The organism is Oricola thermophila, assembly GCF_013358405.1.
In the GTDB taxonomy this organism is placed as follows: Bacteria; Pseudomonadota; Alphaproteobacteria; order Rhizobiales; family Rhizobiaceae; genus Oricola; species Oricola thermophila.
The window spans coordinates 1462623-1478407 of sequence record NZ_CP054836.1; the positions used below are offsets into that span (position 1 = coordinate 1462623).

The window sequence follows — 15785 nt, forward strand, 5'->3', positions numbered from 1 at the left end:
GGTCTTCTTTATTACCAGCGATAATGCGAGAACGCCCGGTTGGCCTCGGCCATCTTGTGGGTGTCTTCGCGCTTCTTGACAGCAGAGCCGCGGTTGTTCGCGGCATCCATGAGCTCGCCCGACAGGCGATCGACCATCGTCGTCTCGTTCCGGTTGCGCGCGGCATTGATCATCCAGCGGATAGCCAGCGCCTGGCGACGCTCCGGACGCACATCGACCGGCACCTGGTAGGTGGCACCACCGACGCGGCGCGAACGAACCTCGACATGCGGAGCAACGTTTTCGAGCGCCTGGCGGAACAGCTCGACCGGCTCCTGCTTGGTCTTCTCCGCGATCACGTCGAACGCACCGTAAACGATACGCTCGGCAACCGACTTCTTGCCATCAAGCATGATGGCATTCATGAACTTCGTGACGACAGTGTCCCCGAACTTCGGATCCGGGTTGATCTCACGCTTCTCTGCTCTGTGGCGACGCGACATGTCTGTTTCCCACTATTCGGCGGCGGCTGACGCCAGCCGCTAATAAATTACTTCGGACGCTTGGCGCCGTACTTGGAGCGGCGCTGCTTGCGATTCTTGACGCCCTGCGTGTCGAGCACGCCGCGCAGGATGTGATAGCGGACACCCGGAAGGTCCTTCACGCGACCGCCGCGGATCATCACGACGGAGTGCTCCTGAAGGTTATGCCCTTCGCCCGGGATGTAACCAATCACTTCAAAGCCGTTGGTCAGACGAACCTTGGCGACCTTGCGGAGGGCCGAGTTCGGCTTCTTCGGCGTCGTCGTGTAGACTCGGGTGCAAACACCGCGCTTCTGCGGGTTGGCCTGAAGGGCCGGCACCTTGTTGCGCTTGACCGGAGCCACGCGGGGCTTACGGACCAACTGGTTCACTGTAGGCATCAAGCCATCCTTCGTTCATTCAGGCGCGAATGCGCAAAAACTCGTTTCGCATCAACATGCGACAGCGGGGCACGCGGCCTTGGCAGGCCCTGCCCCAGTCGAACAGAGGAAACGGCGGACCGTTTCGTGTTATCGCGATGTATCAGCTTCGCTGGTAAGCCTTGTTTGAGATAAGCTTCAGGGCTCGGCGCCACCGAAAAATCGATCTCACATTGGCTTGGTGCGCGGCTATTAATACGCAAGGCCCTGTCACGTCAAGACAATCCGGGCACTTTTTGCGAATGCCATCGCGATAAGCCCGCCCGCCGGCCGGCCGCGCAATGTTCTTGCGCCTTCGCGCGCCCTCACGAAACTATATCATACGGATCAGCACGGGGCCGGATGGTGTCGCATCCTGCGCAAAAACATGCTGAATAAGCGAAACGAAACACCAGCAACGAAAGTCACCCGATGCACGACCCCGATTCGGACGCGCCACAAGGCATTTTCATCATCATCGGTCGCGTCTGGCCCGTGAAGGACGGGCCGGAAGCGCCGGTCCATATCCTGCTGGCCGCCCCCGACGACGACTCGGCCATCCGGACGGCTCTGAACGCATTGGCTGAACGGGGCTACGAGGAGGCCGAATTCGACCAGATCGGGACGCTCGTCGATGCTCCGGACGAGGAGCCCCACGCCTCGGCCTACCAGGGCGCATGCGAGGGCGAAGTCGCCATCGTCACATTCGCCGAAGGGCTCGAGGAAGGCGAATCGCGGCAGCAGAAAGAGGAGGACGAGGAATGGGACCCCTTCTCCGTCCTGAAGGACTGGAAGCCCGGCGGCTGACCCGGCACCGACCGGCCCTGACGAAATGAAAACGCCGGGCTCTCGGGCCCGGCGTTTCCTGTTTCTTGTGACTGCCGACTATTCCGCAGGCGTGCCGGAGTCGGTCATGTCGACCAGCATGGCATCCGCGCTTGCGGCATTCGATGCCTTGCGACGTTCCTCGAGGATGAGCTCGTCGCGCGACGTCGCGATGCGGCGGATCTGGTTCATCGTCCCGCCGGTACCGGCCGGGATCAGGCGGCCGACGATCACGTTCTCCTTCAGGCCCTGAAGCGTGTCGATCTTGCCCGCGACGGCTGCTTCCGTGAGAACCTTGGTAGTCTCCTGGAAGGACGCCGCCGAGATGAAGGACGGTGTCTGCAGCGACGCCTTGGTGATGCCGAGCAGCACGGGCTCGCCCTTGGCGGGCTCCTTGCCTTCCTCGATCAGGCGCTCGTTGACCTCTTCCAGCTCGATCCGGTCGACATTGTCGCCGGCGATGTACTGGGAGCCACCCGGATCGGTGATCTCCACCTTCTGCAGCATCTGGCGAACGATGACCTCGATATGCTTGTCGTTGATCACCACGCCCTGCAGCCGGTAGACTTCCTGGATCTCGTTGACGAGATAGGAGGCCAGCGCCTCGACGCCCTTGACCGCCAGGATGTCGTGCGGCGCCGGATTGCCGTCGAGCACGAAGTCACCCTTCTCGATGGTGTCGCCGTCCTGCAGGTGGAACGGGCGCCCCTTCGGGATCAGGTATTCGACCGGTTCGAGCGAATCGTCATGCGGCTCGATGATGATGCGACGCTTGTTCTTGTAGTCGCGTCCATACCGGATCGTGCCGTCGATTTCCGCGATGATCGCATGATCCTTCGGACGGCGCGCCTCGAACAGCTCGGCAACACGCGGCAGACCGCCGGTGATGTCCTTGGTCTTGGCACTTTCCATCGGGATACGCGCGATCACGTCGCCCGGCTTGACCTGTGCGCCCGGCTCCACCGAAAGGATGGCGTCGACCGACAGCAGGAAGCGCGCATCACCGCCCCTGGCAAGTTTGGCCACCTTGCCCTTGCCGTCGAGCACGGTAATCGCCGGCTTGAGGTTCGAGCCACGCGGCGTCGAACGCCAGTCGATGACGACGCGCTTGGTGATACCGGTGGATTCGTCCGCCGATTCTTGGACCGACAGGCCGTCGACCAGGTCCTCGAAGGCAACCGTACCCTCGACTTCCGTCATGATCGGCCGGGTGTACGGGTCCCACTCGGCCAGACGCTGGCCGCGCTTCACCTTGTCACCGTCGTCCACCATCAGCTTGGAGCCGTAGGTCACGCGATGCGTTGCACGCTCCTCGCCCTTCTCGTCGCGGATGATGACCGACATGTTGCGGCCCATGGCGATGAGAGCGCCTTCGGAGTTCCGGACCACGTTGCGGTTGCGGATCTCGATCGTACCCTCGTAGGAAGCTTCCAGGAACGACTGGTCCACCACCTGCGCCGTGCCACCCATGTGGAAGGTACGCATGGTCAGCTGGGTGCCCGGTTCGCCGATCGACTGCGCGGCAATCACGCCCACGGCCTCGCCGAGGTTTACCGGCGTGCCGCGCGCCAGGTCGCGGCCATAGCAGACGCCGCAGACGCCGTTCTTCAGTTCGCAGGTCAGCGCCGAACGGATCTTCACGGTCTGGATGCCGGCGGACTCGATCTCATCGATGTCCTTCTCCTCGACCATTCTGCCGGCAGGCACGATGACCTCGCCGGTTGCCGGATGCACGATGTCCTCGAGCACCGTGCGGCCCAGCACGCGCTGACCGATCGAGGCGACCACCTGGCCGGCATCGACGATCGGGGACATGGTCAGGCCCTTGTCGGTGCCGCAATCCCTCTGCGTGATGATGCAGTCCTGCGCCACGTCGACGAGACGGCGGGTCAGATAACCCGAGTTTGCCGTCTTCAACGCCGTATCCGCGAGGCCCTTGCGGGCGCCGTGGGTCGAGTTGAAGTACTCGTTGACGGTCAGGCCTTCCTTGAAGTTCGAGATGATCGGCGTCTCGATGATGGAGCCGTCCGGCTTGGCCATCAGGCCGCGCATGCCGGCAAGCTGCTTCATCTGCCGGGTCGAGCCGCGGGCACCTGAACGCGCCATCATGTAGATGGAGTTCATCTGCTTCTGGCGTCCGCTTTCCTCGAACTGGACGGCCTGGATGCCGGCCATCATTTCCTCGGTCAGCTTGTCGTCGCAGCGGGCCCAGGCATCGACCACCTTGTTGTACTTCTCGCCGAAGGTGATCAGGCCGTCATTGTACTGCTGCTCGTATTCCTTGGCGATCTTGTCGGTCTCCGCGATGATTTTCGCCTTGGATTCCGGGATTACCATGTCGTCCTTGCCGAAGGAAATGCCCGCCCGGCAGGCATGACCGAAACCGAGCGACATGATCCGGTCGGCAAAGATCACGGTCTCTTTCTGGCCGCAGTGGCGATAAACGACGTCAAGCATCTTGGAGATATTCTTCTTGGTCATCTCCGTATTGCAGATGTCGAACGACACCTTCGGGTGACGCGGCAGGAGCTCGCCGATGATCATGCGACCCGGCGTGGTCTCGTAGATCTTGGAGACGGGGTTGCCGCCCTCGTCGACCGTCTTGAAACGGCCCTTGATCTTCGTGTGCAGCGTGACGACCTTGTTCTCCAGCGCATGGTGCAGCTCGCCCATGTCGGAGAAGACCATCCCCTGCCCCGGCTCGTTCTCGGCCACGATCGACAGGTAATAGAGACCCAGCACCATGTCCTGGGACGGCACGATGATCGGCTGGCCGTTGGCAGGATGCAGGATGTTGTTGGTCGACATCATCAGCACGCGCGCTTCCAGCTGCGCCTCGAGCGACAGCGGAACGTGCACGGCCATCTGGTCGCCGTCGAAGTCCGCGTTGAAGGCGGTGCAGACCAGCGGATGCAGCTGGATCGCCTTGCCCTCGATCAACACCGGCTCGAATGCCTGGATGCCGAGGCGGTGCAGCGTCGGCGCGCGGTTGAGGAGCACAGGGTGCTCGCGGATGACCTCGTCGAGGATGTCCCAGACTTCCGGCTTTTCCTTCTCGACCAGCTTCTTCGCCTGCTTGACGGTCGACGAATAACCCTTGGCGTCGAGCCGCGCATAGATGAACGGCTTGAACAGCTCCAGCGCCATCTTCTTCGGCAGGCCGCACTGGTGCAGCTTGAGTTCCGGGCCGGTCACGATGACCGAGCGGCCGGAATAGTCGACGCGCTTGCCGAGCAGGTTCTGGCGGAAGCGGCCCTGCTTGCCCTTCAGCATGTCGGACAGCGACTTCAGCGGGCGCTTATTGGCGCCCGTGATGACGCGGCCGCGGCGGCCGTTGTCGAACAGCGCGTCGACGGCCTCCTGCAGCATGCGCTTCTCGTTGCGGATGATGATGCCCGGCGCACGCAGTTCCATCAGCCGCTTCAGACGGTTGTTGCGGTTGATGACGCGGCGGTAGAGATCATTGAGGTCCGAGGTCGCGAACCGGCCGCCGTCAAGCGGCACAAGCGGACGCAGGTCCGGCGGAATCACCGGAATGACCTTCATGATCATCCATTCGGGACGGTTGCCGGAGTCGATGAAGTTCTCGACGACCTTGAGCCGCTTCATCAGCTTCTTCTGCTTGAGGTCCGACGTGGTCGTCTCGAGTTCCTCGCGCAGCTCGTTGGCTATCTTCGGCAGGTCCAGGGATGCCAGGATCTCCTGGATCGCCTCGGCGCCGATCATCGCGGTGAACTGGTCCTCGCCGAACTCCTCGACCGCCATCATGTATTCCTCTTCCGAGAGGAGCTGGTGCTCCTTCAGGGAGGTCAGGCCGGGTTCGGTGACGATGTAGTTCTCGAAATAGAGGACGCGCTCGATGTCCTTCAGGGTCATGTCGAGCAGCGTGCCGATGCGCGACGGCAGCGACTTCAGGAACCAGATATGGGCAACCGGGGCTGCAAGCTCGATATGGCCCATGCGCTCGCGGCGCACGCGGCTCAGCGTGACTTCCACGCCGCACTTCTCGCAGATGATGCCCTTGTACTTCATCCGCTTGTACTTGCCGCACAGGCACTCGTAGTCCTTGATCGGACCGAAGATGCGCGCGCAGAACAGGCCGTCACGCTCGGGCTTGAACGTGCGGTAGTTGATCGTCTCCGGCTTCTTGATCTCGCCGTACGACCAGGAAAGGATCTTTTCCGGGCTAGCGATCGAAATGCGGATCGCGTCGAAATTCTGGGCGGGAGCCTGAGGATTGAAAAGATTTGCAACCTCTTGGTTCATGCCGTTCTCCTTGCGGGGGAATTCCCCAATTCAATGCGCGGAAGGGTTCGTCCGCTGTCCAGTTCGAAATGCCGGCCGAACGGTGTTCGACACCGGTCGGCGCGGTGACGCGACCGCCGGCGGCTGTCCCGCCGGCGGTCCGCCGGTTTACTCCGCAGCGTCCGGAAGCGCCGCCGGCTCGTCATCCGGGAAAGGCACCCGCGTGGATTCCAGTTCCACGTTGAGACCGAGCGACCGCATTTCCTTGACGAGCACGTTGAAGCTTTCCGGGATACCCGCCTCGAACGTGTCGTCTCCGCGCACGATGGCTTCATAGACCTTGGTACGGCCCGCCACGTCGTCCGACTTCACGGTCAGCATTTCCTGCAGCGTGTAGGCGGCGCCGTAGGCCTCGAGCGCCCACACCTCCATCTCGCCGAAGCGCTGGCCGCCGAACTGCGCCTTGCCGCCCAGCGGCTGCTGGGTAACGAGAGAGTACGGGCCGATCGAACGCGCGTGGATCTTGTCGTCGACCAGGTGGTGCAGCTTCAGCATGTAGATGTAGCCGACGGTCACGGGGCGGTCGAACTGCTCGCCCGTACGACCGTCATAGAGCACCGATTGGCCGGACTCGTCGAGACCCGCTTTCCGCAGCATCTCGTTGATGTCGTCCTCGACAGCGCCATCGAACACCGGCGTCGCGATGGACACGCCATGCTCGAACTGCTTGGCGACCTCGACCACGCCGTCGTCGTCCAGCTTCGCGATCTGCTCGTTGCGCCCGTTGGCGGGAACGATGTCCTCCAGCACCTCGCGCACGGGCTTGATGTCGCCCGTTTCGCGATAGGCTTCCATCATCTGGCCGATCTTCTTGCCCATGCCGGCGCAGGCCCAGCCAAGGTGTGTTTCGAGAATCTGGCCGACATTCATGCGGCTCGGCACACCAAGCGGGTTGAGCACGATGTCGACATGCGTACCGTCCTCGAGGAACGGCATGTCCTCGATCGGCAGGATGCGAGAAACCACACCCTTGTTGCCGTGACGGCCGGCCATCTTGTCGCCGGGCTGGATCTTGCGCTTCACCGCGACGAACACCTTGACCATCTTCATGACGCCGGGCGGCATCTCGTCGCCGCGCTGCACCTTCTCGACCTTGTCCATGAAACGCTGCTCGAGGCGCTTCTTGGAATCGTCGTACTGATTGCGCAGCTGCTCGAGATTGTCCTGGACCTTCTCGTCCGCAACGGCGAACTGCCACCACTGCGAGCGCGGATAGTTGTCCAGGACCTCCGAGGAGAGCTTGACGCCCTTCTTGAAGCCCTTCGGCCCCGCAATGGCCTCCTGCCCGTCCAGCATCTCGGCCAGGCGGCTGAAGGTGTTGCGGTCGAGGATTGCCTGCTCGTCGTCGCGGTCCTTGGCCAGGCGCTCGATTTCCTCGCGCTCGATGGCCATGGCGCGCTCGTCCTTCTCCACCCCGTGGCGGTTGAAGACGCGAACCTCGACAACCGTGCCGTAGGCGCCGGGCGGCATGCGCATGGAGGTGTCGCGCACGTCGGATGCCTTTTCGCCGAAAATGGCGCGCAGAAGCTTCTCTTCCGGCGTCATCGGGCTTTCGCCCTTCGGCGTGATCTTGCCGACGAGAATGTCACCCGGGCCGACCTCCGCGCCGATATAGACGATGCCTGCCTCGTCGAGGTTCTTGAGGGCCTCTTCGGAGACATTCGGAATGTCTCGCGTGATTTCCTCCGGTCCGAGCTTCGTGTCACGCGCCATTACCTCGAATTCCTCGAGATGGATGGAGGTGAACACGTCGTCGCGGACGATCCGCTCGGAGAGCAGGATGGAGTCCTCGTAGTTGTAGCCGTTCCAGGGCATGAACGCGACGAGCACGTTACGTCCCAGCGCAAGGTCGCCCAGGTCGGTTGACGGACCGTCGGCAATGATGTCGCCCTTCTGGATGACGTCGCCGACGCGCACCAGCGGACGCTGGTTGATGCAGGTCGACTGGTTGGAACGCTGGAACTTCTGCAAACGGTAGATGTCCACGCCGGACTTCGACGCATCCAGCTCTTCCGTCGCACGGATGACGATGCGCATGGCGTCCACCTGGTCGACCACGCCGGACCGGCGCGCGGCGATCGCCGCACCCGAGTCGCGCGCCACGATCGGTTCCATGCCGGTACCGACGAACGGTGCCTCGGCGCGCACCAGCGGCACGGCCTGACGCTGCATGTTCGATCCCATCAGGGCGCGGTTGGCGTCGTCGTTTTCCAGGAACGGGATGAGCGCCGCGGCAACCGAAACGATCTGCTTCGGCGAAACGTCCATCAGGTCAACATTCTCGCGCGGCGTCAGCATCACGTCGCCCGCGTGACGACAGATGACGAACTCGTTCACGAACTTGCCATCATCGCCGATCTCGGCGTTCGCCTGGGCCACGTAGTGCTTCGCCTCTTCCATGGCCGAGAGATAGACGACCTCGTCGGTCACCTTGCCGTCCACGATCTTGCGGTACGGGCTTTCGATGAAGCCGTACTTGTTGACGCGCGCGAACGTGGCCAAAGAGTTGATCAGGCCGATGTTCGGACCTTCCGGCGTCTCGATCGGGCAGATGCGGCCGTAGTGGGTCGGGTGCACGTCGCGCACCTCGAAGCCGGCGCGCTCGCGGGTCAGGCCGCCCGGTCCCAGCGCCGAGAGACGGCGCTTGTGGGTGATCTCGGACAGCGGGTTGGTCTGGTCCATGAACTGCGACAGCTGCGAGGAACCGAAGAACTCGCGCACCGCGGCGGCGGCGGGCTTGGCGTTGATCAGGTCCTGCGGCATGACCGTGTCGATCTCGATCGACGACATGCGCTCCTTGATCGCGCGTTCCATGCGCAGAAGGCCGACGCGATACTGGTTTTCCATCAGCTCGCCGACCGAGCGCACGCGGCGGTTGCCGAGGTTGTCGATGTCGTCGATCTCGCCCTTGCCGTCACGCAGGTCCAGCAGGGTGCGCAGAACCTCGATGATATCGTCCTTGCGCAGCACGCGCACGGTGTCCTCTACGTCGAGGCCGAGACGCATGTTCATCTTCACGCGGCCGACGGCCGACAGATCGTAGCGCTCGGAATCGAAGAACAGCGACTGGAACATGGCCTCGGCCGTTTCCATCGTCGGCGGCTCGCCCGGACGCATCACCCGGTAAATGTCGAACAGCGCGTCCTGCTGGCTCTCGTTCTTGTCGGCGGCCAGCGTGTTGCGGATGTAGGCACCCACGTTCACGTGGTCGATGTCCAGGATGTTGAACGACTCGTGGCCGGACTCGAGAAGCACCGCGATCGTCTTCTCGTCGATCTCGTCGCCCGCCTCGAGGTAGATCTCGCCGGTCTCGTAATTGACCACGTCTTCGGCGAGGAACATGCCGAAAAGGTCCTCGTCGGTGGCGCGCAGCGCCTTGACGCCCTTCTCTGCCAGCTGCTTCACCCCGCGGGCAGTCAGCTTCTTGCCGGCTTCCAGCACGACCTCGCCGGTGTCGGCGTCGATCAGGTCGGTGGCGGCCTTCATGCCCTTCATGCGCTCCGCGGAGAACGGCACGCGCCAGCCGTCACCATCGCGCTTGTACTCGATGGTGTTGTAGTAGGTGGCAAGGATTTCCTCGGCATCGAGGCCAAGCGCCATGAGCAGCGACGTGACCGGGATCTTGCGGCGCCGGTCGATGCGCGCATAGACGAGGTCCTTCGCGTCGAACTCGATATCCAGCCAGGAACCGCGATACGGAATCACGCGGGCCGCGAACAGCAGCTTGCCGGAGGCATGGGTCTTGCCCTTGTCGTGGTCGAAGAAGACACCCGGAGAACGGTGCATCTGCGAGACGATCACGCGCTCGGTGCCGTTGACGATGAAGGTGCCGTTGTCGGTCATGAGCGGCATGTCGCCCATGTAGACATCCTGCTCCTTGATGTCCTTGATAGACTTGGCGCCGGTATCCTCGTCGACATCGAAAACGATCAGGCGCAGCGTCACCTTGAGCGGCGCCGAGTAGGTCAGGTCGCGCTGGCGACATTCCTCGACGTCGAATTTCGGCGCCTCGAACTCGTAACGCACGAATTCGAGCATGGAACTGCCGGAAAAGTCGGAGATGGGGAACACCGACTTGAAGGCGGCCTGCAGCCCCTGGTCGGGGCGCCCGCCTTCCGGTTCGTCGACCATAAGGAATTGATCATACGATGCCTTCTGAACCTCGATCAGGTTCGGCATTTCGGCGACATCCGGAATGTGGCCGAAGAATTTACGTACTCGCCTGCGTCCGTTGAAGGTACTGGACTGAGCCATTGCCGCTCCTCATTGTCTGCCCTTTCGGGCCTGCCAGATGATGCTCCGCGCGCCGCGGAGTTTCTTACGGAAAGAGCGAAGACCCATGCGCCCGGCCTTCAAGCTCTTGAAACGGTAAAAACCCGTTTCCGGAAGCCGCGCCCGGCGGCCTCGGGAAAAGGGTTCACGCAACGCGCATGCGACGGGCGGAAAACATCCGCCCGTCGCGATGCAGAATTACTTCATCGAAGCCTTCGCGCCGGCTTCGGTCAGCTTCTTCACGATCTCCTCGGCCTCGCCCTTGGAGACGGCTTCCTTGACCGGCTTCGGAGCACCCTCGACGAGGTCCTTGGCTTCCTTCAGGCCAAGACCGGTGATCGAGCGCACTTCCTTGATCACGTTGATCTTCTGGGCGCCGGCATCCTCGAGGATGACGTCAAACTCGTCCTTTTCCTCGGCAGCGGCAGCTTCACCGCCGGCAGCACCGCCGGCAACCGCGGCGACCGCGACCGGAGCGGCAGCGGAAACGCCCCACTTCTCTTCGAGCATCTTCGACAGTTCCGCGGCTTCCAGAACGGTCAGGTTGGACAGGTCTTCGACGATTTTTGCGAGATCAGCCATTTACTTATTCCTTGGATTTTCAGGTTCGAACTTCAATTGGTTTCCGGTGAAGACAGCCTATGCCGCCTCGTCCTTCTGGGCGTAAGCGTTGAAAACGCGGGCAAGATTCCCTGCCGGAGCGTTGACAACCTGTGCGATGCGCGTCGCCGGCGTGGAGATCATGCCGACAAGTTTCGCGCGCAGCTCGTCGAGCGAAGGCAGTTCGGCAAGCGCCTTGATGCCCTTCTCGTCGAGTACCGTCGCACCGAGCGCACCGCCGAGCAGAACGAGCTTGTCGTTCGACTTGGCGAATTCACTCGCGACCTTCGGAGCCGTGACCGGATCGCTCGAATAAGCGATCAGCGTCTGCCCCTGGAACAGGTCAGACATTCCCTCGGCTTCCGTGCCCTTGAGAGCGATTTTGGCAAGACGGTTCTTCGCGACCTTCACCGATCCGCCCGCTTCACGCATCTTGGTGCGGAATTCGCCCATTTGCGCGACGGTGAGACCGGTGTAGTGGGCCACGACAACCGAGCCGGCTTCATTGAAGACGGTGTTCAGCTGCGTGACGAATTCGCGTTTTTCCGCTCTATCCACTGCGTCTCTCCAATTTGCAGACCGACCCGTAAAGAGCGGCCTGCGGTTGCCTTTGCCGCCGAGAGAGCCCTTGGGATCACCCGACGACGTTCGAGGATCCTGCCCCCTTACGCCGGACACACGGTCGCGGCACAAGGCAATACGTCCGAACCCTCAAACCCGGCCTTGCGACCGAAATTCCACTGGGTCCTTGGCGTCTCATGCAGGCTCGTGCGAATTAAGGCGAACCACCTGCAATCTCGGACAGGGACCGGGCCTTGGCCCGGCTTTTCCGGACCGGCGAACCGGTCCGGAATTCTTCAGGGACAGGCGCTCGCAGCGCCTATCCGATCGACTTCATCAAGCCTCGACCGCGAGCGAAGAGGGATCGATCTTCAGACCGGGACCCATCGTCGACGAAATCGCGACGCGCTTGACATATGTTCCCTTGGCGCCCGACGGCTTGGCCTTGTTGACCGCGTCCGCAAACGCACGGATGTTCTCTTCCAGGGCCTTCGCGTCGAACGATGCCTTGCCGACGCCGGCATGAACGATACCGGCCTTCTCGACACGGAACTCGACAGCCCCGCCCTTGGACGCCTGCACGGCGGCCTTCACGTCCGGCGTAACCGTGCCGACCTTCGGGTTCGGCATCATGCCGCGCGGACCGAGCACCTTGCCGAGACGGCCGACCAGCGGCATCATGTCCGGCGTGGCGATGCAGCGATCGAACTCGATCGTGCCACCCTGCACGATTTCCACCAGGTCTTCCGCACCCACGATGTCGGCACCCGCCGCCTTCGCTTCCTCGGCCTTGTCGCCACGCGCGAACACGGCCACGCGCACAGAGCGGCCCGTTCCGTTCGGCAGGTTGACAACGCCACGAACCATCTGGTCGGCATGGCGCGGATCGACGCCGAGATTGAACGCGACCTCGACGGTCTCGTCGAACTTCGCCTTGGCGCGTTCCTTTATCAGCCCCACGGCCTCCGAGAGGTCATAGAGCTTGTTGCGGTCGATGCCTTCGCGGGCCTGCCGAATACGTTTTCCAACCGTCGCCATCGCGTCAGCCCTCCACTTCCAGGCCCATCGAGCGGGCAGAGCCCTCGATCATGCGCATTGCCGCCTCGACATCGGCGGCGTTCAGATCCTTCATCTTCAGCTCGGCGATTTCGCGGATCTTGTCGCGACCGATCTTGCCGGCGGAAGCCTTGCCGGGCTCCTTGGAGCCGGACTTCAGCTTGGCAGCCTTCTTGAGCAGATAGGACGCCGGCGGCGTCTTCGTCTTGAAGGTGAAGGACTTGTCCTGGTAGTAGGTGATGGTCGTCGGGATCGGCGACCCCTTCTCCAGCTCCTGCGTGGCGGCATTGAACGCCTTGCAGAATTCCATGATGTTGATGCCACGCTGACCAAGCGCAGGACCGATCGGCGGCGACGGCGTCGCCGACCCTGCCGGGACCTGAAGCTTGAGCTGGCCTGCAACCTTCTTAGCCATTATTCACTCTCTTCTTCCAATTGTGCCGGTCGCCCGGCGGTTCAGAGTGTTGGTGGTGCGATCCGGCATCCGGCTACAGACACCCTTTCTCCCACCGCTACTCCGGTCAGCCCTTTTCGACCTGACCGAATTCCAGCTCGACCGGGGTCGCCCGGCCGAAAATCGAGACCTCCACCTTCAGGCGCGAACGCTCCTCGTCCACCTCCTGAACGACACCGTTGAACGAGGCGAACGGCCCGTCGGAGACCCGAACCTGCTCGCCGATCTCGAAGGAGACGGAGGGCTTCGGCCGCTCGACGCCTTCCTGGATCTGGCCCAGTATCTGTTCGGCTTCCTTGTCGGTGATCGGGACGGGCTTGTTGTCCGAACCGAGGAAGCCGGTCACCTTCGGCGTATTCTTGATCAGGTGGAACACGTCATCGGTCAGATGGGCGCGCACCATGACGTAGCCGGGGAAGAACTTGCGTTCCGCGTCCACCTTGCGGCCGCGACGCACCTCGATGACCTTCTCGGTCGGCACGAGGATCTGTTCGAAGTGATCCCACAGCCCCTTCGCCTTCGCGGCCTCCTCAATGGATTCGGCGACCTTCTTCTCGAAGTTCGAATATGCGTGAACAATGTACCAGCGAGCAGGCATGTACCGTATTATCCGTGATAAAATTTAGCGCGTCGGCCCAAAGATGAGGTCGAAACCCCAGCCGTAGATCTGATCGACGGTGAAAAAGAACACGGACGCGATCACCACCATCGCCAGGACCATGATCGTGGAGATCATGGTCTCGCGGCGGGACGGCCACGTCACTTTTGCCGTTTCTGAGCGAACTTGCTGCAGAAAGGTGAAAGGATTGGTTTTCGCCATGTTGCCCGGTTCCGTTGCACGGCTCTCGCCGCGCGAAGTTATCTGTTCTCATGCAAGCGGACGAGAGACCAAAAAAGGGCGCTCGAAGCGCGGAACGCTTCTTACACCATCGCCAGCTTTCCATGAATGCGCACCCGTCCGACAAGAACAATTCCAGCGCACCGGCTCACCTAAAGCCGATTCTCGGCAAAATCAAGAGGTCGTCGAAGAAAAACTGGCAGGGGCAGCAGGATTCGAACCCGCGACCTACGGTTTTGGAGACCGTCGCTCTACCAACTGAGCTATACCCCTAGGTCCGGCCGCGCAATATCCGCGACGGCGGGTCTCATATTACGGCGCTTTGGCCTTGTCCAGCCATTCCGTGAAATGGCCGCGGATTTCTTCGCGCGAACCGCTTCGCCCGCCGGTTGCCCGCCCGGGGGAAGGCCGTTTTCCACAATGCGCGCCCCCGCGCCACCTGCGCAGGAGGCAGCCCGTTCGCCCGATTGGTGCAGCCCTGTGGCCGCTCTCCGACCGCGCAAACGAAAAAGGCGGGCCGAAGCCCGCCTTCCCCGCAACCGTTGTCGTTACGATTACTCGATGATCTTGGCGACGATGCCGGCACCGACGGTGCGGCCGCCCTCGCGGATGGCGAAGCGCAGGCGCTCTTCCATCGCGATCGGAACGATCAGTTCCACGTTCATCTCGGCGTTGTCGCCCGGCATCACCATCTCGGTGCCTTCCGGAAGCGTAACCTCGCCCGTCACGTCCGTCGTCCGGAAGTAGAACTGCGGACGGTACTTGTTGAAGAACGGCGTGTGGCGACCGCCCTCCTCCTTCGTCAGGATGTAGGCCTCGGCCTTGAACTTCGTGTGCGGCGTGACCGAACCCGGCTTGCAAAGAACCTGGCCGCGCTCCACGCCGTCGCGGTCGATGCCGCGAAGCAGCGCGCCGATGTTGTCGCCAGCCTGACCCTGATCGAGCAGCTTGCGGAACATCTCGACGCCCGTGCAGGTCGTCTTCGTCGTCGGACGGATGCCCACGATCTCGATCTCGTCGCCAACGTTGATCACGCCGCGCTCGACGCGACCCGTCACCACCGTGCCGCGGCCGGAAATCGAGAACACGTCCTCGATCGGCATCAGGAACGGCTGGTCGATCGGACGCTCCGGCGTCGGAATGTAGCTATCGACCTCGGCCATCAGCGCGCGGATCGCGTCCTCGCCGATCTCCTTGTTGGAGTCCTCGAGCGCAGCAAGCGCCGAACCCTTGATCACCGGAATGTCGTCGCCCGGGAACTCGTAGGACGACAGAAGCTCGCGAACCTCCATCTCCACGAGCTCCAGAAGCTCCTCGTCGTCAACCTGGTCAACCTTGTTCAGGAAAACGACAATCGCGGGAACGCCAACCTGGCGAGCAAGAAGAATGTGCTCGCGCGTCTGCGGCATCGGGCCGTCAGCCGCCGAAACAACAAGAATCGCGCCGTCCATCTGCGCCGCGCCCGTGATCATGTTCTTCACGTAGTCCGCGTGACCCGGGCAGTCCACGTGCGCATAGTGACGGTTCTCCGTCTCGTACTCCACATGCGCCGTCGAAATCGTAATGCCGCGTGCCTTCTCCTCAGGCGCAGCGTCAATCTGGTCGTACGCCTTGAACTCCCCGAAAAACTTCGTGATCGCCGCCGTCAGCGACGTCTTGCCGTGGTCAACGTGACCAATCGTGCCGATGTTCACATGCGGCTTCGTGCGCTCAAACTTACCCTTCGCCATGTACCTTTTCCTGTCTGTTTCGGTGGCTGAACATGGGAGCCCATGTTTGGGCGGGGGACATAAGGCTTTAAGCCATCAATCGCAAGGCAAAATTGCCCCCGTCACCGGGCATCGCGTCGGAAGGCTGGAGCGGGTGAAGGGATTTGAATAACCTCCAGATGCATAGATATTCCCGTGTTCTTACCCGCTTCGCGTTGCACAGTTTGTTGTACAGTTGTAATTGCA

General features: G+C 62.2%; 12 protein-coding genes and 1 tRNA gene. 1 reads left to right on the forward strand and 12 read right to left on the reverse strand.

The window, feature by feature from the left end:
- Positions 1 to 11: 11 nt before the first annotated feature.
- Both rpsG and rpsL read right to left on the reverse strand, forming a co-directional pair.
- Complete coding sequence (gene rpsG / locus HTY61_RS07115; RefSeq protein WP_175276138.1) at positions 12 to 482, reverse strand: 30S ribosomal protein S7; 471 nt, start codon at positions 480 to 482, stop codon at positions 12 to 14.
- 47 nt (positions 483 to 529) lie between these two features.
- Positions 530 to 901 (reverse strand): 30S ribosomal protein S12, encoded by a 372-nt coding sequence (gene rpsL, locus HTY61_RS07120; RefSeq protein ID WP_175276139.1) that lies wholly within the window; start codon positions 899 to 901, stop codon positions 530 to 532.
- A 450-nt stretch (positions 902 to 1351) separates the two neighbouring features.
- Between rpsL and HTY61_RS07125 the strand changes: the two genes are divergently transcribed.
- Complete coding sequence (locus HTY61_RS07125) at positions 1352 to 1726, forward strand: transcriptional regulator (RefSeq protein ID WP_343045219.1); 375 nt, start codon at positions 1352 to 1354, stop codon at positions 1724 to 1726.
- 78 nt (positions 1727 to 1804) lie between these two features.
- Here the strand turns inward: HTY61_RS07125 and rpoC are convergent, their stop codons facing one another.
- From rpoC to tuf, 10 genes are all read right to left on the reverse strand, one after another.
- A complete protein-coding gene (gene rpoC, locus HTY61_RS07130) occupies positions 1805 to 6010 on the reverse strand; it encodes a DNA-directed RNA polymerase subunit beta' (RefSeq protein ID WP_175276140.1) in 4206 nt (1401 codons plus the stop codon).
- A gap of 147 nt (positions 6011 to 6157) precedes the next feature.
- Positions 6158 to 10303 (reverse strand): DNA-directed RNA polymerase subunit beta, encoded by a 4146-nt coding sequence (gene rpoB / locus HTY61_RS07135; protein WP_175276141.1) that lies wholly within the window; start codon positions 10301 to 10303, stop codon positions 6158 to 6160.
- Between the two features lie 216 nt (positions 10304 to 10519).
- Positions 10520 to 10903 carry a 50S ribosomal protein L7/L12 gene (gene rplL / locus HTY61_RS07140; protein ID WP_175276142.1) on the reverse strand — a complete coding sequence of 128 codons (384 nt, stop codon included), beginning with the start codon at positions 10901 to 10903 and terminating at the stop codon, positions 10520 to 10522.
- A gap of 57 nt (positions 10904 to 10960) precedes the next feature.
- Entirely contained in the window at positions 10961 to 11479 is a 519-nt protein-coding gene (rplJ, locus tag HTY61_RS07145; protein ID WP_175276143.1) for a 50S ribosomal protein L10, read from the reverse strand.
- Positions 11480 to 11818: 339 nt separating this feature from the next.
- Entirely contained in the window at positions 11819 to 12520 is a 702-nt protein-coding gene (gene rplA, locus HTY61_RS07150) for a 50S ribosomal protein L1 (RefSeq protein ID WP_175276144.1), read from the reverse strand.
- Between the two features lie 4 nt (positions 12521 to 12524).
- A complete protein-coding gene (gene rplK, locus HTY61_RS07155; RefSeq protein WP_175276145.1) occupies positions 12525 to 12953 on the reverse strand; it encodes a 50S ribosomal protein L11 in 429 nt (142 codons plus the stop codon).
- A gap of 106 nt (positions 12954 to 13059) precedes the next feature.
- Positions 13060 to 13590 (reverse strand): transcription termination/antitermination protein NusG, encoded by a 531-nt coding sequence (gene nusG, locus HTY61_RS07160; protein WP_175276146.1) that lies wholly within the window; start codon positions 13588 to 13590, stop codon positions 13060 to 13062.
- Positions 13591 to 13614: 24 nt separating this feature from the next.
- Positions 13615 to 13812, reverse strand: coding sequence for a preprotein translocase subunit SecE (gene secE, locus HTY61_RS07165; RefSeq protein WP_175276147.1), 198 nt, complete (start codon positions 13810 to 13812; stop codon positions 13615 to 13617).
- A gap of 215 nt (positions 13813 to 14027) precedes the next feature.
- Positions 14028 to 14103 (reverse strand) — tRNA-Trp (locus HTY61_RS07170).
- Positions 14104 to 14384: 281 nt separating this feature from the next.
- On the reverse strand, positions 14385 to 15560 hold the full coding sequence (gene tuf, locus HTY61_RS07175; RefSeq protein ID WP_175276136.1) for an elongation factor Tu: 1176 nt from the start codon (positions 15558 to 15560) through the stop codon (positions 14385 to 14387).
- Positions 15561 to 15785 lie beyond the last annotated feature (225 nt).